Here is a 25,747-nt window from a genome sequence, read left to right as displayed (position 1 = left end):
ATGATGCTAGTTAACGATCTCCAGTACCTGCTCCGGCGGGCGGCCGATACGGGCCTCGCCGTGGCTGACGACAATAGGGCGCTCAATCAGTTTTGGATTATCGATCATTGCCTGGATCAGCGCATCTTCGCTGAGCTGCGGATTAGCGAGATCCAGCGATTTATAGAGATCTTCTTTCTGGCGCATTAACTCGCGCGCGCTGGCCATCCCTAACATCTTCAGCAGCTGGCGCAGCGTGGCGGCATCCGGCGGCGTCTCCAGATAGAGCACCACTTCAGGGTCGATACCGTTAGCCTTCAGCAGGCTCAACGTGTCGCGGCTCTTGGAGCAGCGCGGGTTGTGATAGATTTTGACCGTATCGGACATGAGATCTCCTTACATTTTCTGGTACGGTTTAAAGCGTTGCTGCAGCTGGCGCAGCTGATCGATACGCGCATCGTAGCGGGCCTGCTGTAAGCTGCCTAATTTCACCTGCGAGCTGGCGCTGCTGAGCAGGGTAATCGCCTGATCGAGGCGGCCTACCAGCGCCATCCCTTCTGCTCTGGCAGCCAGCTCCTGATCGCGATTGCCCAGTTTGGCTTCCGCCTGCGCCAGCAGCTCCCAACCGTTGATGTCGTCTTTATTATTAAAGGTGTAGCGGTTAAGGATATTCGCGGCTTCCGCCGGTTGTCCTCCTTCCAGCAGGGCGTTGGCGAGGTTGAGCTGCAGCACCGGGTTGGTGCGCAGTTCGCGAGCGCTTTTCAGGCGGTTAATCGCGTCTGTCGCTCTTTTTTGCCCGAGGTCGATATCGGTGGCCAGGTCGAGATACCAGGCGTTCTGCGGTTCTGCGGTCAGCAACGGCTGTAGCGTTTTGCGCGCCAGATCGTAGTTGTTGTTGCCCATTGCCAACAGAGCGCGACCGTACTGGGCGGCGTGCTGTTCGCGAATATTGCCTTTTTCCCAGCTGCTCAGCAGGTCATTGCCCAGCTTATTATCGCCGGAAGTGTACATACCGAGCGTTCTGGCTTTCGCCAGATAGAAGTCAGCTGAGGACTGTGCGACAACCGGGCGCATTTGATTCGCGCGGTTGCGGGCGTCGGCAAGCCGGCTTTCCGGCAGCGGGTGCGTCAGCAGCATTTCCGGCGGACGGGTGGAGTAGCGCGACTCGTCGAGCAGTTTTCCCATAAACGCCGGCATCGCCTGCGGGTCGAACCCAGAGCGCTGAAGGACCTGAATACCAATGCGGTCGGCCTCTTCTTCGTTTTGACGGGTAAAGCTGATCATTCCCTGCTGGCTACCCGCCAGGGTACCGGTCAGCGCGGCCATACCGGCCTGCGGGCTGGCCATCGCCAGAAGAATTGAACCCAGCGCACCGACCCAGGTGAGCGGAGCGTTACGCTTTTGGTCTTCCATGGCGCGGGCAAGGTGGCGCTGGGTAACGTGAGAAATTTCGTGCGCCATGACCGATGCCAGCTCGCTTTCGTTATCCGAGTAGCGGAACAGGGCCGAGTGCAGCACCACGTTGCCGCCGAAGAAAGCAAAGGCGTTAATCTGATCGTTATTGATTAAATAAAAGTGGAACGGGGTGCGCACGGAATTGGCGTGCGAGACCAGGCGCATGCCTAAACCGTTAATATATTGCACCAGCAGCGGGTCATTAATTAACGGCGCACTGCCGCGCAGCTGGCGTACATAGTAGTCTCCCATCTGCATTTCCTGGCCGATGGAGAGCGTGCTTCCTGCGGAGGTGCCCATGTCCGGCAGGGTGTCTGCGGTGTCGGCAAAAGCAGGTAATATTGAACCCAGCGTCAGCGACGCTATGACGGTCGCCACCAGCGTTTTCTTCAACTGCCTGAACATAACCTCTGTCCTGTAATGTAGGTGTGCCAGTTTGACCGATTGTGCGGCGTAATGTTCCCTGACCGCAAGCAGGTTCAGCGAGTTTAGCCGTCGTTCGCGGCGTTGCAAATATGATATTCACCCGGTCATTAATGTTTGTGGTTTTACCCATAAAAAGCGAAGTCTTTTTTGTGACATTTCGATACAATTCCTGAGATTGTTACAGCTTTGCTCTTCAGGGAAGGGTTTTATGCTTCAGATGTTAATGCAGTGGTACCGTCGACGGTTCAGCGATCCGGAGGCGATAGCGCTGCTGGTCATTTTGCTGGCCGGGTTCGGCATTATGTTTTTCTTCAGCGGCCTGCTGGCGCCTTTGTTAGTGTCGATTGTTCTGGCCTATTTGCTGGAGTGGCCTACCGTCAGACTGGAGCGTATCGGTTTTTCACGTACCTGGGCCACGTCGGTTGTGCTGATTCTGTTCGTCGGTATTCTGCTCCTGATGGCGTTCGTGGTGATGCCTGTTGCCTGGCAGCAGGGTATTTATCTGATTCGCGATATGCCGGGAATGCTGAATAAGCTTTCCGATTTCGCCGCCACGGTGCCGCGCCGTTATCCGGCCTTAATGGATGCCGGGATTATCGACGCGATGGCGGAGAACATGCGCAGCCGGATGTTAACCGTCGGCGATTCGGTGGTGAAATATTCGCTGGCCTCCCTGGTCGGGCTGCTGACGCTGGCGGTCTACCTGGTGTTGGTTCCGCTGATGGTTTTCTTTCTGCTGAAAGATAAAGAGCAGATGCTTAACGCCGTGCGCCGGGTGCTGCCGCGCAACCGCGGCCTGGCCGGGCAGGTGTGGAAAGAGATGAACCAGCAAATTACCAACTATATCCGCGGTAAGGTGCTGGAGATGATCGTCGTCGGCGTGGCGACGTGGATTGGCTTTATCCTTTTTGGCCTTAACTATTCGCTGCTGCTGGCGGTACTGGTCGGATTCTCGGTATTAATTCCCTATATCGGCGCCTTTGTGGTCACTATTCCGGTGGTGGGCGTGGCGTTGTTCCAGTTTGGCGCGGGCACCGAGTTCTGGAGCCTGTTTGCGGTTTACCTGATTATTCAGGGGCTGGACGGCAACCTGCTGGTGCCGGTACTGTTCTCGGAAGCCGTTAACCTGCATCCGCTGGTCATTATTCTGTCGGTGGTGATTTTCGGTGGTCTGTGGGGATTCTGGGGAGTGTTCTTCGCGATCCCGCTGGCGACGCTCATCAAAGCGGTGGTGCATGCCTGGCCGGATGGCCTGATAGTGGAAGACGAGCATTAGCGCGAAGCCGCAAAGAATGGCCTAAAAAAAGACGCCGGGCGATGACCCGGCGTCTTGCGTTTACTCGTGCGTCAGGCGTTTTCTTTCAGCCAGTTCAGCACCACGTCGTGGTGATTGCTGGTTTTGAAGTCATCAAAAACATGTTCGATTTTGCCATTGGCATCGATGAGGAAGCTAATACGATGAATACCGTCGTAGGTTTTCCCCATAAAGGTTTTTTCACCCCAGATACCGAACTGCTCGCACACCTGATGATCTTCATCAGACAGCAGAGTGAAGTTCAGCAGCTCTTTTTCGGCGAAACGGGAGAGTTTTTCTGGTTTATCCGTACTGATTCCCAGAACTTCAACGCCTGCTTTTTTCAGGTCGTCCATATTATCGCGTAAACCGCACGCCTGTACGGTGCAGCCCGGGGTCATGGCTTTGGGATAAAAATAAACCAGAACACGCTGTCCCTGGAAGTCGGTCAAATTTACTTCCTCGCCGTCCTGGTCCGGTAAGCTAAATTTCGGTGCAATATCACCGGCTTTCAGTGGGTTCATCACTCAAACTCCATCCTGTTCATCATGCTGTGAATAATTAACGATGTTAATACTGCCTTGTGCATTCAGTTCTGTACATAGGGCTTTGAACGCTTGTTCGATATTTGATGCATTTTGCGTAGTCGGGCTGTGGGCGGTGATTTGAATAAAAAGCTGTGCTGAATCATCGTTCGCTCCCGGCTGAGTACGGGAAACCAGTTCGGCAATGTTCATTTTCCACGTATCGCACAGAGCCGTGAATCGCTCAATGATGTGCGGTGAATCCGGCACCTCAACCTGAACCCAGACGCTATTCTGCATCGCCTGCGGCGGCCTTGCGGTTGTACGCTTCATCACGATAAGCAGATCCAGCTCGGCGCCTTTCAGCGGCAGAGTTGATTCAATCAGGTTAATCGCATTCCACGAACCGGAAAGCAGCATGATAAACGTAAACTCATCGCCAAGCATGGCCAGCCGACTGTCTTCGATATTACAGCCGCAGCTGCTGACGTGACGAGTGATCGTATTCACGATGCCTGGGCGGTCAGCACCCAACGCGGTAATAACCAGATAGTGTTGTAATGAGGCTGTCAAACCTGTTCTTCCTTTAAAAAGGTGAGGTAACGTTAGGAAAGCATAAAAAAAACCGGCATACAACATCCCTGATGGCATCGGCTCTCTTGCTTTTATTGCGGCACCAAACGTAACATTGAGAATCTTGTCCCACTTATGCTCTGAGGATGGCCCATGTTTACGGGAAGTATTGTAGCGCTTGTCACGCCGATGGATGAAAACGGCAACGTTTGCCGGTCAAGCCTGAAAAAACTGATTGATTACCATGTCGCCAACGGAACCTCGGCGATTGTTTCGGTAGGCACTACCGGAGAGTCCGCAACATTGAGCCATGAAGAGCATGGTGACGTGGTCATGCAGACGCTGGAACTGGCCGACGGGCGTATCCCGGTCATTGCCGGTACCGGTGCCAATGCAACCGCAGAGGCGATTAGCCTGACTAAAAGATTTAACGATAGCGGCGTGGTTGGCTGCCTGACGGTAACGCCTTATTACAACCGTCCGACTCAGGAAGGACTCTTCCAACACTTTAAAGCTATCGCAGAACATACTGACCTGCCGCAAATTCTGTATAATGTGCCCTCCCGTACCGGTTGCGATATGCTGCCTGAAACCGTTGGTCGTCTGGCGGAAATCAAAAATATTATCGGTATTAAGGAAGCGACGGGGAACTTAAGCCGGGTTCATCAGATCAAAGAGCTGGTTTCAGATGACTTTATTCTGCTGAGCGGCGATGACGCGACCGGAATGGACTTTATGCAGCTAGGCGGCCATGGCGTGATTTCCGTAACGACAAACGTTGCGGCGCGTGAAATGGCCGAGATGTGCCGACTGGCGCTAGCAGGTCAATTTGCCGAAGCTCGTGCGATTAACCAGCGTCTGATGCCATTGCATACCAAATTATTTGTCGAACCCAACCCTATCCCGGTCAAGTGGGCCTGTAAGGCGTTGGGTCTTGTGGCGACCGATACGCTACGCCTGCCGATGACCCCGATTACCGAAAACGGTACGAAGGTTGTTACCGCAGCGCTGAAGCATGCCGGTTTGCTGTAAAGTTTAGGGAGATTTGATGGCTTACTCAGTACAGAAGTCGCGCCTGGCGAAGGTTGCGGGTGTTTCGCTGGTTCTACTCCTCGCGGCCTGTAGTTCTGACTCGCGCTATAAGCGTCAGGTGAGCGGCGACGAGGCCTATTTGCAGGCTACGCCGCTTAGTGAACTTCACGCGCCAGCAGGTATGATTCTGCCGGTTCAGGTGGGTGATTATAATATTCCGGTTGCGACCAGCACCGGTAACACAGGCAAAGCGCTGGATATTCGTCCGCCAGCCCAGCCTCTGGCGCTGGTCAGCGGCGCACGCACGCAGTTTAACGGTGATACCGCAACGCTGATGGTGGAAAACGGGCGCAGCGGTTCGCTGTGGGCGCAGGTGGCAAGCATCGTGCAGTCGAAAAACTACACTATCGCTAAACGCGACGATGCCAGCCAGACGCTGAATACCGACTGGGTCGAATGGAATCGCCTCGATGAAGACCAGCAGTATCGTGGTCGCTATCAAATCTCAGTTAAACAGCAGGGCTACCAGCAGGCGGTGATCGTGAAGCTGGTGAATCTGGAGCAGGCAGGTAAACCTGTTGCCGATCCGGCTTCGCTGCAGCGCTACAGTACCGCCATGCTGAACGTCATTTCCGAAGGTCTGGATCTGAACGCGACCAGCGCGCAGAACGCCGCGCAGAAAAATGCCGGGGCAACCTTCGACGTGCAGAGCGGGGCTGATGATACCGGCCTGCCGATGCTGATCGTTCGCGCACCGTTTAATCTGGTATGGCAACGCCTGCCGGGCGCGCTGGAAAAAGTGGGTATGAAGGTAACTGATAGTTCTCGCTCTCAGGGTAACTTGTCCGTGACCTATAAACCGCTTTCCGACAGCGGCTGGACCGATCTGGGTGCTCGCGACCCACAGCTGGTGTCCGGCGATTATAAATTGCAGGTCGGGGACCTCGATAACCGCAGCAGTCTGCAGTTCATCGACCCGAAAGGCCATACTCTGACGCAGTCGCAAAATGATGCCCTGGTTGCCGTATTCCAGGCCGCATTAAGTAAGTAATTAACAGGGCTGGAGCAATCCGGCCCTTTTTAATGTATAGTGACGCAAACGTGTGCGTCGGCAGAAAAGCACAAATTTTTATCGTTAATCATCACTGGAGTGACAAAGATGCAAAAGCAAGCTGAGTTGTATCGTGGTAAGGCGAAGACGGTATACAGCACCGAAAACCCGGATCTGTTGATACTCGAATTCCGTAACGATACGTCAGCAGGGGACGGCGCTCGCATTGAGCAGTTCGATCGTAAAGGCATGGTGAACAACAAGTTCAACCATTTCATTATGAGCAAGCTGGCGGAAGCGGGTATCCCGACCCAGATGGAAGCGCTGTTGTCCGATACCGAGTGTCTGGTTAAAAAGCTGGATATGGTGCCGGTGGAGTGCGTGGTGCGTAACCGCGCTGCCGGTTCGCTGGTGAAACGCTTAGGGATTGAAGAGGGCATCGAGCTGAACCCGCCGCTGTTCGACCTGTTCCTGAAGAACGACGCCATGCACGATCCGATGGTCAACGAATCCTACTGCGAAACCTTTGGCTGGGTGAGCAAAGAGAACCTGGCGCGTATGCAGGAGCTGACCTACAAAGCTAACGATGTGCTGAAAAAGCTGTTTGACGATGCGGGCCTGATCCTGGTGGACTTCAAGCTGGAATTTGGTCTGTTCAAAGGCGAAGTGGTGCTGGGGGATGAATTTTCTCCGGACGGCAGCCGTCTGTGGGATAAAAAGACCATGGATAAAATGGACAAAGACCGTTTCCGCCAGAGCCTCGGCGGCCTGATTGAAGCCTACGAAGAAGTCGCTCATCGCCTGGGCGTGAAGCTCGACTAATCCCCTACGCCAGGAGAAGTTTTCTTCTTCTGGCGCTCTTCTTGCTGTTTCCTGTGGTAATCCTTCGCTGAACCGCCTACGATCTTATTCATTGGTTAATATGATGAATTGAGGTGCTTATGCGCTGGCAAGGACGTCGCGAGAGCGACAATGTTGAAGATCGTCGTAGTCAATCTGGTTCGCCAATGGGCGGCGGGGGCGGTTTTCGTCTCCCCAGCGGCAAAGGCGGCATTGTGCTGCTGATTATTGTTCTGGTGGCGGGCTATTACGGCGTCGATTTAACCGGCATGCTGACCGGCGAGCCGGTATCTCCGCAGCAAACCACCACCCAACGCTCCATCAGCCCGCAGGATGAAGAAGCCGCAAAATTCACTAAGGTGATTCTGGCGGACACGGAAGATACCTGGGGAGCAATATTTAAAGATATGGGCCGCCAGTATCCGCAGCCCAAACTGGTGATGTACCGCGGCGCGACGCGGACCGCCTGCGGTACCGGTCAATCCGTTATGGGGCCTTTTTACTGCCCGGCGGACAGCACGGTGTATATCGACCTGTCATTTTACGATGAGATGAGAAACAAGCTTGGCGCCGGCGGCGATTTCGCACAGGGCTACGTTATCGCCCACGAGGTTGGCCACCACGTACAAAAGCTGCTGGGTATTGAATCGAAAGTGCGTCAGCTACAGCAAAACGCTTCGCAGGCGGAAGCGAATCGCCTGTCGGTGAAAATGGAACTACAGGCGGACTGCTTCGCTGGCGTCTGGGGCTACAACATGCAGAAGCAGGACTACATGGAGACCGGCGACCTCCAGGAAGCGCTGAATGCCGCAGAGGCGATTGGCGACGATCGCCTGCAGCAGCAGAGCCAGGGGCGGGTGGTGCCGGACAGCTTTACCCACGGAACGTCGCAGCAGCGCTATACCTGGTTTAAACGCGGCTTCGATAGCGGCGACCCGGCGCAGTGCAACACCTTCGGCAATGCGCTGTAATGCTCTTTTGTCATGGATGAACTGCGTCGTCTGACGGCGCAGATGGCGCGCGAAGGCATTCGTCGTCTGCTGGTTCTCAGCGGCGACGATGCCTGGACTCAGCTTCAGGCGCAACAAATACGCACAGCGCTGGCCGGAGACGGACTGTGGGTTGGCCCACAGCCGATGCCTGCGCCGTACGTCCCGCCTGCAGATCTGAGATCGCTGCTTGGCCGCGAATACCAGCACGCCTTTTTCGATGCCCGCGCGGGCTTTGATGTTGCCGCTTTCGCCGCGTTAGCCGGTACGCTACGCGCCGGTAGCTGGCTGGTATTGCTCACCCCCGACTTCGCCCAATGGCCGGCCCGTCCTGATGCGGATTCCCGGCGCTGGAGCGACGCTCCCGATCCCATTCCCACGCCGAACTTTGTTTATCGTTTTTGCCAACAGATTGTTGCGGATAAAGCGTCCATTCTCTGGCGGCAGGGCCATGAACGGGTCGTACCCGTATTTCCCGAGCGCCCGCGATGGCATTTCGCCGATGGTCATCCGCAGGCGGAGCAGGCCGCCGTTCTTGCCGAACTGGCCGATTTCCCCCCCGGTATTGCCGCGTTGACCGCCGAACGCGGGCGAGGGAAGTCCGCTCTCGCGGGAATGCTTCTCCGCCAGTTAAAAGGTGACGCCATCGTTACCGCGCCGGCGCGCGGAGCGACGGAGGTGATGGCGGCTTTCGCCGGGGAGAGCGTTAACTTTATGGCGCCCGATGCATTACTGGCGTCCGGACGTCGAGCGGGATGGCTGATAGTCGACGAGGCTGCCGCCATCCCCGGGCCGCTGCTGCGCCAGCTTGTTTCCCGTTTCCCGAGAACGCTGCTGATCACCACCGTTCAGGGATATGAAGGGACCGGACGCGGTTTTTTACTTAAATTTTGCGCCAGCTTCGCGCACCTACGGCAGTTTAGCCTCACGACGCCCATCCGCTGGGCTAGCGGCTGTCCGCTGGAAGCGGCAATTGCACAGCTGCTGCTGTTCAATGATGAGACCTTCCAGCATGCGCCAGGCGGCGATATCACGCTGGAGAACGTCAGCCAGCAGTGCTGGCGGCGGCAGCCTGCGTTACCGGAAGCGATGTATCAGCTGCTCTCCGGGGCCCACTATCGCACGTCGCCGCTGGATCTCCGGCGCATGCTGGATGCGCCAGGACAGCATTTTACCTGCGCCCATAGCGGCGAGCGCATCGCCGGGGCGTTGTGGCTGGTGGAGGAGGGCGGTCTTGAGCCGTCGCTTAGCCGGGCGGTATGGGCCGGCTATCGGCGTCCGCGCGGAAATCTGGTGGCGCAGTCGCTGGCGGCGCATGGCGGTAGCCCATTGGCGGCCACGTTGACGGGCCTGCGCATCAGCCGTATTGCCGTGCATCCGGCTCGCCAGCGCGAGGGGCTGGGGCAGCGGCTGGTGGCCCGGGCGGCGGCTCAGGCTGCGGACCGGGATTATCTCTCAGTCAGTTTTGGCTATACTCCCGAACTTTGGCGTTTCTGGCAAAGCTGCGGTTTTACGCTGGTGCGGCTGGGCACGCATCGGGAAGCCAGCAGCGGCTGTTACACCGCGATGGCGCTCTATCCTCTCAGCGAAGCGGGACATTTCCTGGCAAGCGAAGAAGCCCAACGGCTGCAGCGCGACGAATTCTGGCTGCGCGAGTGGCGAGATGAACCTGTGCCGCTGACGGCGCTGAAAGCGACTATTCTTACTGAAGAAGACTGGCTGGAGGTAGCGGGTTTTGCTTTTGCCCATCGTCCGCTGCTGACCTCGGCGGGTAGCCTCAATCGCCTGCTTATGCTGGTGGCGCTGCCGCTTCCGGCGCTGCGGGCCCGCCTGCAGCAGCAGGATGAGACCGCGCTTTGCCGAACGTTAGGTTTATCCGGACGGAAAGCGCTGCTGGCCAGGCTGCGCGAAGAGGCGGCGCAGGCGCTGCTTAGCCTGGATGAAAACCGCGCCAACGACCTGCGCCGGCAGGTTCAGATGTTGCAATTTTTTAACTAACTTCATCAGTTAAATGGCATGGTCATATTCCCTCCGCGGCGTAAACTTCCTTGCAGACATTAAGGAGAAAGCCATGAAACACGATCATTTTATTGTTCAAAGCCCCGCAACACCTGCACAGCAACTGCTGCTGCTGTTTCATGGCGTCGGCGATAACCCGGTGGCCATGGGGCAAATCGGTAGCTGGTTTGCGCCGCTCTTTCCCGATGCGCTTATCGTCAGCATCGGCGGCGCGGAGCCGTGCGGCCCGGCTCCGGGACGCCAGTGGTTTTCTCTCCAGGGCGTCAGCGAAGAAAATCGCCAGCAGCGCGTAGATGCGATTATGCCGACCTTTATTGAAACGGTGCGCTACTGGCAACAACAGAGCGGCGTCAGCCCGCAGGCGACGGCGCTGATCGGCTTCTCGCAGGGGGCGATTATGTCGCTGGAAAGCATTAAAGCCGAACCGGGTCTGGCATCGCGGGTGATTGCCTTCAACGGCCGCTATGCGACTCTGCCCGAGACGGCGACGACCGCGACCACGATTCACCTGATCCACGGCGGTGAAGATCGGGTTATCGATCTGGCGTGGGCGGTTGCGGGGCAGGAGGCGTTGCAGCAGGCCGGCGGGGATGTGACGCTGGATATCGTTGAGGATCTGGGGCACGCGATTGACGATCGCAGCATGCAGTTTGCTCTCGATCATCTGCGCTTTACCGTACCGAAGCACTATTTCGACGAAGCGCTCAGCGGCAGCACGCCGAAAGACAGCGATATTATTGAACCGCTATAAATAATAAATCCGGAGGCGGCGCGATGCGCCTGTCCGGGCTACCGGCCCGCAGACGGGCTGTAAACCCGTAGCCCGGGCAAGGCGCGTTAAGCGCCGCCCCCGGGGAAAGGGAGCAGAGTGGAATCATTTCGCCGGAGGCGATGCTGCGTATCTGTCCGGGCTACTTGACCCACAGACTGACTGTAAGCCCGTTGCCTCCTCAGCGATGCGCTACCGGGAAAACCTAACAAAAAAAGATGTTACTTCTTCTTTGACGGGTCGTTCTTCGGCCAGTCGTCATCGTCATCCCACTTATCATTGAAGTCGCGGTGCGGCGGCAGATCCGGTTTATTGTTGAGAAACTTTTTATGATCAACGCGGGTAAGATCTTTAATCACGTTGATCATCACGCCCACCAAAAATACCAACACCAGGACCCACCAGTACTTCGATAGCCAATCCATGCGCTTACCTCTTCTCTATTGATGCCGTCAGGCGACCAGCTGCTCCATAATGCGTTGATACATCCGCGCCAGTAGCTGGAGGTCGGCGGCATTCACACACTCGTTTATTTTATGAATGGTGGCATTCACTGGCCCCAGTTCAACCACCTGCGCGCCCATACGCGCGATAAAGCGCCCGTCGGACGTGCCGCCGTTAGTCAGCAGCTGCGGTTTTATTTCATTATAGTGCTCAATAGCGTTAACCACCGCATCAACCAGCTTACCGCGGCTGGTCAGGAACGGCTGCCCCGAGAGCCACCAGTCCACGCTGTAGCGCAGTTCGTATTTCTCCAGCAGCGCCACGACGCGCGCTTTAATCATTTCATCGGTCAGCTCGGTGCTAAAGCGGAAGTTGAACTGGACGAACATGTCGCCGGGAATGACGTTGTTGCTGCCGGTCCCGGACTGCACGTTAGCGATTTGCATACTGGTCGGCGGAAAGAATTCGTTGCCCTTATCCCATTCGATGTTCACCAGTTCCGCCAGCATCGGGGCGGCGCGGTGAACCGGGTTATCGGCGAGATGCGGATAGGCCACGTGCCCCTGTACGCCGTGAATGGTCAGGTTGCAGGTCAGCGAGCCGCGACGGCCGTTTTTGACGACATCGCCGACGACTTCGGTGCTGGACGGTTCGCCGACCAGGCAATAATCCAGGCGCTCATTGCGCGCCATCAGCGCTTCAACAACCTTTACGGTACCGTTTTTGGCGCTGGCCTCTTCATCTGAAGTAATCAGGAAGGCCAGACGACCTTTATGATTCGGATACTGAGCCACAAAGCGTTCTGCCGCGACCACCATCGCCGCGAGCGAGCCTTTCATATCTGCGGCGCCGCGGCCAAACAGCATGCCGTCGCGAATGGTGGGTTCAAAGGGGGGATTAATCCAGCGATCGGCGTCGCCCGACGGTACGACATCGGTATGGCCGGCAAACGCCAGCGTTTCCCCGCGCCCGCGCCAGGCCCAGAAGTTTTGGGTATCTCCGAAATCCATCGGTTCAACGGTAAAGCCAATCGCACGCAGACGTTCAATCATTAACGCCTGGCATCCCGCATCATCGGGGCTGAGGGAAGGGCGGCGAATAAGCTGCTGAGCCAGCTCAATGACCGGGCAAGACATAGACTACACCTCGTTAAACTGCTGATAACTTGATTCACTGAAACCCAGCAGCATAGGCTGACCGGGCGCGCAGAGCAATGGGCGTTTGATGATTGCCGGCATTTCCAGCATCAGTTTCGCCGCGGCGTCGGCGTTATTGATACCGGTGCGAACCGTTTCGTCCAGCTTGCGCCAGGTCGTACCGCGAGTGTTGAGCAGCGCTTCCCAGCCGAGCTCGGCAATAAAGGTGTCTAATAAATTGCGATCCAGGCCATCGACACGATAATCATGAAAGCGATATTCTATCTGATGGGCTTCCAGCCAGCGGCGGGCCTTTTTAATGGTGTCGCAGTTTTTTATCCCGTACATGGTGAGCATGATTAAACCTTTTCCGTTGAATTAAATGATTAGCTAAGAATCTTCCGAATATATAAACCCTGAATAAATAATACGTGAATTACATTAATAAATATCGTTTTTCCCCGCCAGAGATATTTAACGTTACATTCTGGCTGTTTTTTGAGCGACGGGCGCGACCAGTGTTGGCCATAAGGCGGCGCCAGGCGCTTCTGGCTGATGAACAAATGTTGCTAATTGTTGCTGTTGGTCACATTAAAATGCCCGGAATCGGTTCATAGTACTTACGAACGAAAGAAATCATTCCGCAGGGGGTAATTAGAGTTATCAGAACGATAGCGCAAACGCGCTTTTAACCATCAATGAATTTGCATAAAATCATCCATAATAATAAGAGAGGCTATTATGATTGAACATGAACTGGGGAACTGGAAAGACTTTATCGAAGGCATGCTTCGTAAATAGATTTCCGCAATAAAAGCATGGCGATTTCACAGGCAGAATAATAATGCAGTTGAAGCGACCACATCAAAAAGGCGACACATCCGGTCGCCTTTTCTGTTATTTGGCCCCGGCGACATATCGCCAGGGCGCATCCTGATTATTGCGGCCGTTCCTTGAGCGGGAAGCGACGACGCACCAGCACGAAAAACAGCGGTACGAAGAAGATTGCCAGCACCGTGGCTGAAATCATCCCGCCCATGACCCCGGTGCCAACGGCATGCTGACTGCCGGAACCCGCACCGGTACTGGTGGCCATCGGCAGCACGCCGAAGATAAACGCCAGCGAGGTCATCAGGATCGGCCGCAGACGCTGGCGACAGGCGGAGAGCGTGGCGGTAAGCAGGTCCTCGCCTTTCTGATTCAGCTCATTGGCAAACTCGACGATGAGAATGGCGTTCTTCGCCGACAGACCGATCACCGTCAGCAGTCCCACCTGGAAGTAGACATCGTTTTCCAGACCGCGCATCCAGGTCGCCAGCAGGGCGCCGATGACCCCCAGCGGCACCACCAGCATCACCGAGAACGGCACCGACCAGCTTTCGTACAGCGCCGCCAGGCACAGGAACACGACCAGCAGCGAAATGGCGTACAGCGCCGGAGCCTGCGCGCCGGAGAGGCGCTCCTGATACGACATCGCCGTCCATTCAAGGCCAAAGCCGTTTGGCAGCTGGCGGGCCAGCTCTTCCATAATTGTCATCGCGGTACCGGTACTGACGCCCGGCGCGGCTTCACCGACGATTTCTACCGCTGAATAGCCGTTGTAGCGCTCCAGACGCGGCGAACCGGTCTCCCAGCGGGAGGTGGCGAAAGCGGAGAAGGGCACCATCGTGCCGCTGCTGTTGCGTACGTACCATAGATTAATGTCGTCCGGCAGCATGCGATACGGCGCGGCCGCCTGAACATAGACCTTCTTCACGCGGCCGCGGTCCATAAAGTCGTTGACGTAGCTTGACCCCCACGCGGTCTGGAGGGTGTCGTTGATATCATCGATGGAGACGCCCAGCGCCTGGGCTTTGCGCTGATCGATATCCACCTGTAGCTGCGGGCTATCGTCAAGGCCGTTGTGGCGAACGCGGGTCAGCTGGTTATTTTTAGCGGCCAGCTCCAGTAGGGTATCGCGAGCGGCCATCAGCGCTTCGTGTCCGTTGCCCGCATGGTCTTCCAGTTCCATATCGAAACCGGCGGAACTGCCCAGGCCGCTGATGGCCGGCGGGCTGCTGGCAAAGACGCGAGCTTCTTTTATTTTGTTAAACGCTTTGGTCGCGCGTTCGATGATAGCGAAAGAGGAACCGGTTGTCGGATCGCGTTGGTCCCAGTCCTTCAGGCGAACGAACATACGCGCTACGTTCTGTCCGTTGCCGCCGGGGCCGGAGCCGATGGTGGCGAACACCGATTCGACGTTTTGTTTTTCGTTTTTCAGGAAATAGTCTTCCGCCTGCTGGACCACCTTCAGGGTTTGCTGCTGGGTCGAACCGCTGGGCAATTGCACCGACGTGGTAAACATGCCGCGGTCTTCCAGCGGCAGGAATGACGTTGGCAGATGCAGGAACAGAAACACCATCCCCCCCAGCAGCAGGACGTAGATCATTATCCAGCGCAGCGAACGGTGAAGAATTTTGCCGACGGCGGTTTCATAGCGGCTGGCGTTGCGGTTAAACGTGCGGTTAAACCAGCCAAAGAAACCCCGTTGCCCGTGGGTTTCGCCTTTATGCACCGGTTTGAGCAGCGTGGCGCACAGCGCCGGGGTAAGGATCATCGCCACCAGAACCGACAGCACCATTGCCGAGACGATGGTGATCGAGAACTGACGATAGATCGCGCCGGTGGTGCCGCCGAAGAAGGCCATTGGCACGAATACTGCCGATAGGACCATGGCGATACCGACCAGCGCACCCTGAATTTGCCCCATCGATTTTCGCGTCGCTTCACGCGGCGAGAGGCCCTCCTCGCTCATGATACGCTCGACGTTTTCCACCACCACGATGGCGTCGTCCACCAGCAGGCCTATCGCCAGCACCACCGCAAACATGGTCAAGGTGTTGATGCTGTAGCCGCAGGCGTAGAGGACGGCGAAAGTCCCCATTAGCACCACCGGAACGGCGATGGTTGGGATCAATGTCGCGCGGAAGTTCTGCAAGAACAGATACATGACGAGGAACACCAGCGCGATGGCTTCGAGCAGCGTTTTCACCACGTCGGTAATCGACGCCTTAACGAATGAGGTGGTTTCGTAAGCGACTTTATATTCCAGACCATGCGGGAAGTATTGCGACAGCTCGTTCAGACGGCTGATGACGCGTTCGGCGGTCGCCATTTCGTTTGCGCCAGAGGCCAGCTTAACCCCCAGCCCGGAAGCCGCCTGGCGGTTGTAGCGGCTGAGGTAATCGTATTTCTCCGCTCCCATTTCCACGGTCGCGACGTCGCCAAGGGTAACTTCCGAGCCGTCCTGATTAACCCGAAGGGTGATATTGCGGAACTGTTCCGGGGTTTGTAACAGCGATTGCGAATTAATTGTCGCGTTGAGCGCCTGTTTATCTACCGAAGGCGTACCGCCCAGCTGGCCGACGGCAATCTGCGCGTTCTGTGAAGAGATGGCATCGGTGACGTCTTTTGCCGTCATCTGAAAACTGTTGAGTTTGGCCGGATCGAGCCAGATACGCATCGAATACTGGGAACCATAGGCGTCAATGTCGCCGACGCCGTTTACCCGGCTGAGCGGGTCCTGAATGTTACTGGCGACGTAGTCGGCGATATCCTGTTTATCCATGCTGCCATCGGTAGAGACGAACGCAATCGTCAGGATGTTGGTGTCCCCGGTTTTACGCACCGTCACGCCCTGGTTCTGGACGGCCTGCGGGAGTTTACGCATCGCCGACTGCAGCTGGTTCTGCACCTGCTGGACGGCTTCGTCCGGATCGGTACCGGCGGTAAAGCTTAGCGTCACGGTGGCTTGCCCGGTGCCGCTGCTCTGGGATGACATGTACATCAGGTTGTCGAGGCCGGTCATATTCTGCTCGATAACCTGGGTAACGGTATTTTCCAGCGTTTGTGCCGAGGCCCCGGGATAGTTTGCTGCGATCCTGACGTTAGGAGGGGCAAGTTCGGGATATTGCTCAACGGGAAGCGACAAAATTGCGAGCGTACCGGTCAGGCATAACAGGATTGCCAGAACCCACGCAAAAATGGGGCGATCGATAAAAAAATTCGCCATCAGAATTAGGACCTCATTTTGCACATTTTTTTGTTATTGCAGAGCCTGTGACACTCTAGCGGCAAGGGCGCAGGCAATCGTGGAGAAAATAAGGAGATAGTGTAATTTATCGTGTGCCTTTTATGGCAGCGTAAAGAACCGTCCTTCTCCCTCTACCGACGTCATCCTTTCTGCCCGTCGCCGCAGACGCGGCCTATTATCACTTAGCTAAATAAAACGTAATTTCATTTAAGTCAAAAAAATTGATCCAACTCGGGTTATTACCAAAAAATCGGCGACCTGTGCAATTGCACATTGTTCCAGCCCCGCCTTGTCGGGTAATAGATAGTCATGCGAATTGAGGGGTTATTCACCAATAAGACTGAAGGATGTCATGAACCACTTTATTTTAAGCGATAGTCATAAGTGCATCGGATGCAAGGCTTGTGAAGTTGCCTGCGTCATGGCGCATAACGATGAGCAGCATGTATTGACCCCGCAGCGTTTTTTGCCGCGCATTACGGTTATCAAAAATGAGCAAAAGCGTAACGCAGTAACCTGTCACCACTGTGAAGGCGCGCCGTGCGCCCGCAGTTGTCCAAATGACGCCATCAGCCAGCTTAACGGCAGCGTCCAGGTGAATCAGGAAAAATGCATCGGCTGTAAATCCTGTATGGTTGCCTGCCCGTTTGGCGTGATGCAAATCGTCCTGACGCCGGTACAGGAAGGCAGAGTCAAAGCGACGGCGCATAAGTGCGATTTGTGTAACGGTCGCGAAGAGGGGCCTGCCTGCGTGCAAAACTGCCCGGCCGGGGCGCTGGAGCTGGCGACGGACAGCACGCTGATGAATCTGGCGAAACAGCGGCGTCAGCGCGCGGCGCGTCTGGGTCACCCCGGCGCCCCGATGGCATCTTGCTCCGCCGGGAAAGTCGCACAGATGGCCGCGACGCCGCCGCGCGGCGAGCCCGACAAGCTATCCGCCGCAGCGCGTAAGGCCAATTTTGCCGAAATTTATCTTCCGTTCAGCGCCGGACAGGCCAATCGCGAGGCGGAACGCTGCCTGAAATGCGGCGAAAACAGCATTTGTGAATGGACCTGCCCGCTGCACAACCATATTCCGCAGTGGATTGAGCGGGTGAAAGAGGGGGATATCGCCGCCGCCGTTGAGCTTTCTCATCAGACCAACTGCCTGCCGGAAATAACCGGTCGCGTCTGCCCGCAGGACCGCCTGTGCGAAGGGGCCTGCACGCTGCGCGATGAGCACGGTTCGGTGACTATCGGCAACATTGAACGCTATATCTCCGACCAGGCGCTGGCCAACGGCTGGCGGCCGGATCTTTCGCAGGTCGTGAACAGCGGTAAGCGGGTGGCGATTATCGGCGCCGGTCCAGCCGGTCTCGCCTGCGCCGACCGGCTGGTGCGCAACGGCGTAAGCCCGGTGGTGTTTGACCGCCATCCGGAAATCGGCGGCCTGCTGACCTTTGGCATTCCGGCCTTCAAGCTGGATAAATCCCTGCTTGCCCGGCGGCGTGAAATCTTCACCCGGATGGGCGTGCGCTTTGAGCTGAACTGCGAAATAGGCAAGGATATTCCGCTGACGACGCTGCTTGATGAATATGATGCGGTATTTATTGGCGCAGGTACCTATCGCTCCATGAAAGCGGATCTGCCGAATGAAGACGCGCCCGGCGTTTACGATGCGCTGCCGTTTCTGATCGCGAATACTAAACAGGTTATGGGGCTGCTGGAGCTGCCGGAAGAGCCTTACGTCAATACCGAGGGGCTGAACGTCGTGGTACTCGGCGGCGGCGATACGGCGATGGACTGCGTGCGCACCGCGCTGCGCCACGGCGCAAAGCAGGTCACCTGCGCCTATCGTCGCGATGAAGCCAACATGCCCGGTTCGAAGAAAGAGGTGAAAAACGCGCGCGAAGAGGGGGCATTATTTGAATTTAACGTCCAGCCGGTCACCCTGGAGCTGAACGAAGAGGGGCACGTCAACGGCGTGCGCTTCCTGCGAACCCAGCTTGGCGCGCCGGATGCACAGGGACGCCGCAGCCCTTCGCCAATCCCCGGAAGCGAGTTCGTGATGCCCGCCGATGCGGTGATTATGGCCTTCGGTTTCCATCCGCACGGTATGCCGTGGCTGGAATCGGTGGGCGTGAAGCTCGACAGCCGCGGCCGAATTAAGGCCAATGTGGAAAGTCGCTATCGTTACCAGACCACTCATCGTAAGGTGTTTGCCGGCGGCGATGCGGTGCGCGGCGCCGATCTGGTGGTAACTGCAATGGCGGAAGGCCGCCACGCGGCGCAGGGGATCATGGACTTCCTCGAGGTTAAACCGATTTCGCTTCACTAACGACAAAGCGGGTTCCGCAGCGTAGTATGACATCGTTATTTCACGCTGTGGGGCCCGTATGTCACTCAATATCAACATTATCAAAGATAAAATCCTCTCCGAAAACTGGTTCGTTTTGCGCAACATGACCTATGAGCTGACGCGCAGCGACGGCAACGTGGTTCGCCATAAACGCGAAGTCTACGATCGCGGCAACGGTGCGACCATCTTGCTGTATAACCGCCATAAGCAGACCGTCGTGCTGGTTCGCCAGTTCCGCATCGCGACCTGGGTAAACGGCAACGAAGACGGGATGTTGATCGAAACCTGCGCCGGGCTGCTGGACAGCGACGAGCCGGAGGCGTGCGTGCGTAAAGAAGCCATTGAAGAGACCGGCTTCGAAGTCGGCGAAGTGCGCAAACTGTTTGAACTGTTTATGTCGCCCGGCGGCGTCACCGAGCTTATCCATTTCTTTATTGCCGAATATAACGATACCCAGCGGGCCAACGACGGTGGCGGCGTTGATGATGAAGAGATCGAGGTGCTGGAGCTCCCTTATCATCGGGCGCTGGAGATGATGGCCAACGGGGAAATCCGCGACGGCAAAGCGGTGATCCTGCTGCAATATTTGCAAAACTCCGGGCTGATGAACGGGGATCTCTGATAAATCCGATTGAGTAAAACCTCGCCGCTGGCGAACATAGCCGCTGTTTATGGCGTGTTCATCGGGGTTGTGCCGCTCATGTGGTATCGGGTTATTTTGTTTCTGCTTTGCGGTTTGCTGCCGGCATCGCTGGTGCGGGCGGCGCCGGCGCAACAGCTCTTCAGCGACTGGCAGGTGACCTGCAACAATCAGAACTTCTGCGTAGCCCGCAACGTCGGGCTACACCACGGCCTGGTGATGACCCTTACCCGCAGCGCCGGAGCGGCAACCAGCGCCAGCCTGCGTATTGAGCTGGGAGGCGTGGGTAACCCGGTGGCGGCGCTGGCGCCGATAGCGCCCCGGCTTCAGCTCGATGGCAAACCCCTGGCCTTGAGCGATACACACTGGCAGATTGCCGACAAACTGCTGAAAACTGACGATAACGTCACCATTGACGCATTCCTGCAGCAAGTGCAAAACGCGCAGACCATCACGCTTGAAAAGGGTCTCCAGACTATTTCTCTGCAGGGGCTCAAAGCCGCCCTGCTGTTTATTGATAGCCGGCAAAAGCGGGTGGGGAGCGAGACCGCATGGGTCGGCAAGGGGGAAGAGCCGCCGCTCAGCGTACCGCCTGCGCCGGCGCTGCGATCGGTGGTGAAAATGGAGGGGGCGCAGTCGCCCCTGAGCCGCGATGAACTTAACGATCTGATGGATTATGGCAATGAGCGCATGAACAGCAGCGCCTGTTCGCTGGATCCGTTTCGCCGCGAGGTACGGGTGTCCGCGCTGACCGACGAGAAGGTCCTGCTGATGACCAGCTGCGAAGCGGGAGCCTACAATACCATTTGGCTGGCCTGGCTGGTTTCGCGCCAGCGGCCATATATTGCTCACCCGGTACGACTCACGCTGCCCTTCCAGCCACCCGGCGATGCGCCGCGTGACGTCGAGCTGGTGAACGCCAGCTACGACGATCGGCATCAGGAACTGGTGACCCTCGATAAAGGGCGCGCACCCGGCGATTGCGGTATCCAAACGCGCTGGCGCTATGACGGCCAGCGGTTTAGCCTGGTACGCTACGCGCAGCAGCCGCAGTGCGATAACTGGCAGGGGCCAGACGCCTGGCCCACGCTATGGGTTACCCGTTCTGTAGCTCATCCGCTACGCTGACGATATGCTCAACGGTAAAGCCGAAGTAAGGGAAGAGCTTATCGGCCGGCGCGGATTCGCCATAGCCGGTCATACCGACGATTTTTCCTTTTAGCCCCACGTATTTATACCAGTAGTCGGCGATACCGGCTTCGACGGCGACGCGGGCGCTGACGTCCGAGGGCAGGACGGATTCCCGATACGCCTCATCCTGCGCATCAAAGACATCGGTCGATGGCAGGGAAACCACGCGCACGTTCACCCCTTTGGCCAGCAGCTTCTCCGCCGCCAGCACGGTTATCTCGACTTCCGAACCGGTGGCTATCAGGATCAGGTCCGGCTTGCCGCCTGCGTCCTTCAGCACGTAGCCGCCGCGGGCGATATTCTGTACCTGCTCCGGCGTGCGCGCCATTTGCGCCAGATTTTGCCTGGAGAGGATCAGCGCCGTCGGTCCGCTATGGCGCTCTACCGCCAGCTTCCACGCCACCGCGGCTTCTACCTGATCGCACGGTCGCCAGGTGCTGAAATTTGGCGTCAGGCGCAGGCTGGCCAGCTGTTCGACCGCCTGGTGCGTCGGGCCATCTTCGCCGAGACCTATGGAGTCGTGGGTATAGACCATGATTTGCCGCGCTTTCATCAACGCCGCCATACGCGCCGCGTTGCGGGCATATTCGACGAACATGAGGAAAGTGGCGGTATAGGGCACAAACCCGCCGTGATGCGCGATGCCGTTGGCGATGGCCGTCATCCCGAATTCACGAACGCCGTAGTGGATATAGTTACCCGCCGGATCCTCTTTCAGCGAAGTTGACCCTTTCCAGATGGTCAGGTTGCTGGGCGCGAGGTCGGCGGAGCCGCCCAGCAGTTCCGGCAGGTGCGGGCCGTAGGCATCGAGGGCATTTTGCGAAGCCTTACGGGTGGCGATTTTCGCAGGGTTAGCCTGCAGATCGGCGATATACTTCTGCGTCGTTTCATCCCACGACTCAGGCAGTCCGCCGCTCATGCGCCGCGTAAACTCCGCCGCCAGCTGCGGATGGGCCTGCTGATACGCAGCAAACTTCTCCTGCCAGCTTTTCTGCGCCTTTTGCCCTTTTTCACGCGCATCCCAGGCACGGTAAATCTCTTTCGGGATCTCAAACGCCGGGTGATGCCAGCCGAGTTTCTGACGCGCCAGCGCCACTTCCTGTTCCCCCAGCGCGGCGCCGTGGGCCTCTTCTTTCCCGGCTTTATTCGGCGAACCGAAGCCTATCACCGTACGGCAGATAATCAGCGAGGGTTTGTCCTTCACGCTCTGGGCTTCCAGAATCGCTTTCTTCACGGCTTCGGGGTCGTGGCCGTCAATTTCATGCACCACATGCCAGTGATAGGCCTCAAAGCGTTTTGCCGTGTCATCGGTAAACCAACCCTTCGTTTCACCATCGATGGAAATGCCGTTGTGGTCGTAGAAACCGATCAGCTTGCCCAGTCCTAACGTCCCCGCCAGGGAACACACTTCATGAGAAATCCCCTCCATCAGGCAGCCATCGCCCATAAACACGTAGGTGAAGTGATCGACAATTTCGTGTTCCGGCTGGTTAAACTGCGCCGCCAGCGTGCGCTCGGCGATAGCCAGACCCACGGCATTTGCCAGTCCTTGCCCCAGCGGACCGGTGGTGGTTTCCACCCCCGGCGTATAGCCAATCTCCGGGTGACCCGGGGTTTTTGAATGCAGCTGACGGAAGTTTTTTATCTCTTCGATGGGCAGATCGTAACCCGTCAGATGCAGCAGGCTGTAGAGCAGCATTGATGCGTGACCGTTGGAGAGAATAAAACGGTCGCGGTCGTACCATTTTGGGTCTTCAGGATTGTGCTTAAGGAAATCGTTCCACAGCACCTCGGCGATATCGGCCATACCCATTGGCGCGCCAGGGTGGCCGGAGTTGGCTTTCTGTACTGCATCCATACTCAGGGCGCGGATGGCGTTGGCTAGTTCTCTACGGGACATAATGTGCTCCTGAAACAATGAGTTGCATGAGTTTTTATTGGTTTAGGATAGAGAGGGTGATGAGTTGCATAACTAAAAAGCATAGCAGACGGGGCTATCATTGCCTCCGAATCTAAGTTACATAAACATTATAAATCGATAACAAACATAACTTTGTTATGGCGAGAGTATGGCGGTGTTCAAAGTTTACGAAGCCGTCAGGCGAGATACTAGGTAGCCCTTTAGGGTGAACACCAGGTACGCCATTACGTTTCACCCCCTACGATCGATACGTGAAAGGAACGATAAAATGGATGAGCAGTTAAAACAAAGCGCCCTTGATTTCCACGAATTCCCGGTCCCCGGAAAAATCCAGGTCTCCCCGACAAAACCGCTTGCTACCCAACGCGATCTGGCTCTGGCCTACTCGCCGGGTGTCGCCGCCCCCTGTCTGGAAATCGAGAAGGATCCGCTGGCAGCCTATAAATATACCGCCCGCGGCAACCTTGTGGCGGTGGTGTCCAACGGCACGGCGGTGCTGGGACTGGGCAATATCGGCGCGCTGGCCGGTAAGCCGGTAATGGAAGGTAAAGGCGTTCTGTTTAAAAAATTCGCCGGTATCGATGTATTCGATATTGAAGTCGATGAGCTTGACCCGGACAAATTTATCAACGTCGTTGCAGCGCTGGAGCCGACCTTCGGCGGTATCAACCTCGAAGATATCAAAGCGCCGGAGTGCTTCTACATTGAGCAGAAGCTGCGCGAGCGCATGAATATTCCGGTCTTCCATGACGATCAGCACGGGACGGCGATTATCAGTACCGCGGCGATTCTGAACGGTCTGCGGGTGGTGGAGAAAAATATCTCCGACGTGCGGATGGTCGTATCAGGCGCGGGCGCGGCGGCGATTGCCTGTATGAACCTTCTGGTGGCGCTGGGAATGCAGAAACACAACATTGTGGTCTGCGACTCGAAAGGGGTTATCTATAAGGGCCGTGAGCCGAATATGGCGGAGACGAAAGCGGCCTATGCGGTAGAAGACAGCGGCAAACGTACGCTGGATGATGTGATTGACGGGGCGGATATTTTCCTCGGCTGCTCGGGCCCGAAAGTGCTGACCCAGGAAATGGTTAAAAAGATGGCCCGCGCGCCGATGATTCTGGCGCTGGCTAACCCTGAGCCGGAAATTCTGCCGCCGCTGGCGAAAGAGGTGCGCTCCGACGCCATTATCTGCACCGGCCGCTCCGACTATCCGAACCAGGTGAACAACGTGCTGTGCTTCCCGTTCATCTTCCGCGGCGCGCTGGACGTCGGCGCAACGGCGATTAACGAAGAGATGAAACTGGCGGCGGTGCATGCGATTGCCGAACTGGCTCACGCAGAACAGAGCGAAGTGGTGGCCTCCGCCTACGGCGATCAGGACCTGAGCTTCGGCGCGGAATATATCATTCCGAAGCCGTTCGACCCGCGGCTGATCGTCAAGATTGCTCCGGCGGTGGCGAAAGCGGCGATGGACTCCGGCGTCGCGACGCGACCAATCGCCGATTTTGATGCCTATATCGAGAAGCTCAGCGAGTTTGTCTACAAAACGAATCTGTTCATGAAGCCGATTTTCTCGCAGGCGCGCAAAGAGCCGAAGCGGGTGGTGCTGGCGGAAGGCGAAGATACCCGCGTGCTGCACGCGACTCAGGAACTGGTCTCCCTGGGGCTGGCGAAACCGATCCTTATCGGCCGGCCCGGCGTCATTGAGATGCGTATTCAGAAGCTGGGGCTGCAGATCAAAGCCGGAGTTGATTTTGAGATCGTGAATAACGAATCCGATCCGCGCTTTAAAGAGTACTGGAACGAATATTACAACCTGATGAAGCGCCGCGGGATCACCCAGGAGCAGGCGCAGCGGGCGGTGATCAGCAATACCACGGTCATCGGCGCGATCATGGTGCAGCGCGGCGAAGCCGATGCGTTGATCTGCGGCACCATTGGCGACTATCACGAGCACTACAGCGTAATACAGCCGCTGTTTGGCTACCGCGAAGGGGTTCATGCGGCAGGGGCGATGAATGCGCTGCTGCTGCCGAGCGGCAACACCTTTATCGCTGACACCTACGTTAACCACGATCCGTCGCCGGAGCAAATTGCCGAAATCACCCTGATGGCGGCAGAAACCGTTCGTCGATTCGGGATTGAGCCGAGGGTAGCGCTGCTTTCGCACTCGAACTTTGGTTCTTCGGACTGCCCGTCCGCCAGCAAAATGCGCCAGGCGCTGGAGCTGGTGAAGACGCAGGCGCCGGATTTGATGATCGATGGCGAAATGCACGGCGATGCCGCGCTGGTGGAAAGCATTCGCAATGAGCGGATGCCGGACAGTCCGCTGAAAGGTTCAGCCAATATCCTGGTGATGCCGAATATGGAAGCGGCCCGTATTAGTTACAACTTACTTCGCGTTTCCAGCTCGGAAGGCGTGACCGTGGGGCCTGTGCTAATGGGTGTCGCAAAGCCGGTACATATCCTGACGCCAATTGCGTCGGTACGGCGTATCGTGAATATGGTCGCGCTGGCGGTTGTTGAAGCGCAAACTCAGCCGCTGTAATTATCATTTAATTAATTCAGGCGCGGGAATTCTCCCGCGCTTTTTTATTTCTTTTTATAAGTGATCTATCTCACCTTTCAAATCAACTTGCCGAATTTTGTTATTTACTCCAGCGGAAACTTGTCACGATAAGCGCAAGTTTTAGCGGAGCGGTGAGTTATGGATAAAGAACGCATCATTCAGGAGTTTGTCCCCGGCAAGCAGGTGACGCTGGCGCACCTGATTGCGCACCCTGGGGCAGAACTGGCGAAAAAGATCGGCGTTCCCGAATCCGGCGCTATCGGCATTATGACCTTAACCCCTGGCGAAACCGCCATGATCGCCGGTGATTTAGCGATGAAAGCCGCCGATGTGCATATCGGTTTTCTCGACAGGTTTAGCGGCGCGCTGGTGATTTACGGCTCAGTGGGAGCGGTTGAAGAGGCGCTGATTCAGACGGTTAGCGGGCTTGGTCGATTATTAAATTACACCCTCTGCGAGTTAACTAAAAGCTAATTAGAGGCTGC

21 protein-coding genes and 1 pseudogene are annotated in these 25,747 nt (G+C 56.7%); 13 read left to right on the top strand and 9 right to left on the bottom strand.

Annotated features, from left to right (window positions below; genetic code table 11):
• Positions 1-6: 6 nt before the first annotated feature.
• Together arsC and bepA are read right to left on the bottom strand one after the other, a co-directional pair.
• Positions 7-366 (bottom strand): arsenate reductase (glutaredoxin), encoded by a 360-nt coding sequence (arsC, locus tag ABLV75_RS27060; RefSeq protein ID WP_004104426.1) that lies wholly within the window; start codon positions 364-366, stop codon positions 7-9.
• A gap of 9 nt (positions 367-375) precedes the next feature.
• Positions 376-1,839, bottom strand: coding sequence for a beta-barrel assembly-enhancing protease (bepA, locus tag ABLV75_RS27055; RefSeq protein ID WP_004104425.1), 1,464 nt, complete (start codon positions 1,837-1,839; stop codon positions 376-378).
• 229 nt (positions 1,840-2,068) lie between these two features.
• Between bepA and ABLV75_RS27050 the strand changes: the two genes are divergently transcribed.
• The gene (locus tag ABLV75_RS27050; protein ID WP_004104424.1) at positions 2,069-3,136 is read left to right on the top strand and encodes an AI-2E family transporter; all 1,068 of its coding nucleotides are present in this window, start codon (positions 2,069-2,071) and stop codon (positions 3,134-3,136) included.
• A 71-nt stretch (positions 3,137-3,207) separates the two neighbouring features.
• Here the strand turns inward: ABLV75_RS27050 and bcp are convergent, their stop codons facing one another.
• Together bcp and ABLV75_RS27040 are read right to left on the bottom strand one after the other, a co-directional pair.
• Complete coding sequence (gene bcp / locus ABLV75_RS27045; RefSeq protein ID WP_004104423.1) at positions 3,208-3,678, bottom strand: thioredoxin-dependent thiol peroxidase; 471 nt, start codon at positions 3,676-3,678, stop codon at positions 3,208-3,210.
• Between the two features lie 3 nt (positions 3,679-3,681).
• Positions 3,682-4,251, bottom strand: coding sequence for a glycine cleavage system transcriptional repressor (locus ABLV75_RS27040; RefSeq protein ID WP_004104421.1), 570 nt, complete (start codon positions 4,249-4,251; stop codon positions 3,682-3,684).
• A gap of 153 nt (positions 4,252-4,404) precedes the next feature.
• Here ABLV75_RS27040 and dapA point away from each other — a divergent pair, with 153 nt between their 5' ends.
• From dapA to ypfH, 6 genes are all read left to right on the top strand, one after another.
• Positions 4,405-5,283 (top strand): 4-hydroxy-tetrahydrodipicolinate synthase, encoded by an 879-nt coding sequence (dapA, locus tag ABLV75_RS27035; RefSeq protein ID WP_004104419.1) that lies wholly within the window; start codon positions 4,405-4,407, stop codon positions 5,281-5,283.
• A gap of 16 nt (positions 5,284-5,299) precedes the next feature.
• A complete protein-coding gene (gene bamC / locus ABLV75_RS27030; RefSeq protein WP_004104418.1) occupies positions 5,300-6,334 on the top strand; it encodes an outer membrane protein assembly factor BamC in 1,035 nt (344 codons plus the stop codon).
• A gap of 108 nt (positions 6,335-6,442) precedes the next feature.
• Positions 6,443-7,156, top strand: a complete 714-nt coding sequence (purC, locus tag ABLV75_RS27025; RefSeq protein WP_004104417.1) for a phosphoribosylaminoimidazolesuccinocarboxamide synthase — start codon at positions 6,443-6,445, stop codon at positions 7,154-7,156.
• 119 nt (positions 7,157-7,275) lie between these two features.
• Positions 7,276-8,145, top strand: coding sequence for a neutral zinc metallopeptidase (locus tag ABLV75_RS27020; RefSeq protein WP_004104416.1), 870 nt, complete (start codon positions 7,276-7,278; stop codon positions 8,143-8,145).
• A 12-nt stretch (positions 8,146-8,157) separates the two neighbouring features.
• On the top strand, positions 8,158-10,161 hold the full coding sequence (locus tag ABLV75_RS27015) for a GNAT family N-acetyltransferase (RefSeq protein WP_004104415.1): 2,004 nt from the start codon (positions 8,158-8,160) through the stop codon (positions 10,159-10,161).
• Positions 10,162-10,234: 73 nt separating this feature from the next.
• The gene (gene ypfH / locus ABLV75_RS27010; protein ID WP_348855228.1) at positions 10,235-10,933 is read left to right on the top strand and encodes an esterase; all 699 of its coding nucleotides are present in this window, start codon (positions 10,235-10,237) and stop codon (positions 10,931-10,933) included.
• 239 nt (positions 10,934-11,172) lie between these two features.
• Here the strand turns inward: ypfH and ABLV75_RS27005 are convergent, their stop codons facing one another.
• From ABLV75_RS27005 to ABLV75_RS26995, 3 genes are read right to left on the bottom strand one after another with little or no spacing between them, the layout of a single operon-like run.
• Positions 11,173-11,376: a YpfN family protein gene (locus tag ABLV75_RS27005; RefSeq protein WP_004104407.1), complete on the bottom strand. Its 204-nt coding sequence runs from the start codon at positions 11,374-11,376 to the stop codon at positions 11,173-11,175.
• A gap of 27 nt (positions 11,377-11,403) precedes the next feature.
• Positions 11,404-12,531 (bottom strand): succinyl-diaminopimelate desuccinylase, encoded by a 1,128-nt coding sequence (dapE, locus tag ABLV75_RS27000; protein ID WP_004104405.1) that lies wholly within the window; start codon positions 12,529-12,531, stop codon positions 11,404-11,406.
• A 3-nt stretch (positions 12,532-12,534) separates the two neighbouring features.
• Complete coding sequence (locus ABLV75_RS26995; RefSeq protein ID WP_004104403.1) at positions 12,535-12,888, bottom strand: ArsC family reductase; 354 nt, start codon at positions 12,886-12,888, stop codon at positions 12,535-12,537.
• 384 nt (positions 12,889-13,272) lie between these two features.
• On the opposite strand from ABLV75_RS26995, the gene ypfM reads away from it, so the two are divergent.
• A complete protein-coding gene (ypfM, locus tag ABLV75_RS26990; protein ID WP_100181659.1) occupies positions 13,273-13,332 on the top strand; it encodes a protein YpfM in 60 nt (19 codons plus the stop codon).
• A gap of 136 nt (positions 13,333-13,468) precedes the next feature.
• Here the strand turns inward: ypfM and acrD are convergent, their stop codons facing one another.
• Positions 13,469-16,582: a multidrug efflux RND transporter permease AcrD gene (acrD, locus tag ABLV75_RS26985; RefSeq protein ID WP_004104401.1), complete on the bottom strand. Its 3,114-nt coding sequence runs from the start codon at positions 16,580-16,582 to the stop codon at positions 13,469-13,471.
• A gap of 373 nt (positions 16,583-16,955) precedes the next feature.
• Here acrD and aegA point away from each other — a divergent pair, with 373 nt between their 5' ends.
• From aegA to ABLV75_RS26970, 3 genes and pseudogenes are all read left to right on the top strand, one after another.
• Positions 16,956-18,920 (top strand): formate-dependent uric acid utilization protein AegA, encoded by a 1,965-nt coding sequence (aegA, locus tag ABLV75_RS26980; protein WP_049591726.1) that lies wholly within the window; start codon positions 16,956-16,958, stop codon positions 18,918-18,920.
• A gap of 58 nt (positions 18,921-18,978) precedes the next feature.
• Positions 18,979-19,576 (top strand): annotated as a pseudogene (gene nudK, locus ABLV75_RS26975) (GDP-mannose pyrophosphatase NudK).
• Between the two features lie 65 nt (positions 19,577-19,641).
• Entirely contained in the window at positions 19,642-20,709 is a 1,068-nt protein-coding gene (locus ABLV75_RS26970; protein WP_004104398.1) for a DUF1176 domain-containing protein, read from the top strand.
• Here the strand turns inward: ABLV75_RS26970 and tkt are convergent.
• Positions 20,678-22,672 (bottom strand): transketolase, encoded by a 1,995-nt coding sequence (gene tkt / locus ABLV75_RS26965; protein WP_004104397.1) that lies wholly within the window; start codon positions 22,670-22,672, stop codon positions 20,678-20,680. The genes ABLV75_RS26970 and tkt overlap by 32 nt on opposite strands.
• 289 nt (positions 22,673-22,961) lie before the next feature.
• Between tkt and maeB the strand changes: the two genes are divergently transcribed.
• Positions 22,962-25,241: an NADP-dependent oxaloacetate-decarboxylating malate dehydrogenase gene (maeB, locus tag ABLV75_RS26960; RefSeq protein WP_004104396.1), complete on the top strand. Its 2,280-nt coding sequence runs from the start codon at positions 22,962-22,964 to the stop codon at positions 25,239-25,241.
• 159 nt (positions 25,242-25,400) lie between these two features.
• Entirely contained in the window at positions 25,401-25,736 is a 336-nt protein-coding gene (gene eutS / locus ABLV75_RS26955; RefSeq protein WP_004104395.1) for an ethanolamine utilization microcompartment protein EutS, read from the top strand.
• The last annotated feature ends 11 nt before the right edge of the window (positions 25,737-25,747 follow it).

It is taken from the genome of Klebsiella sp. CN_Kp066 (assembly GCF_040065135.1).
Taxonomy (GTDB): domain Bacteria; phylum Pseudomonadota; class Gammaproteobacteria; order Enterobacterales; family Enterobacteriaceae; genus Klebsiella; species Klebsiella oxytoca.
This window is presented reverse-complemented; position numbering and strand designations above follow the sequence as displayed.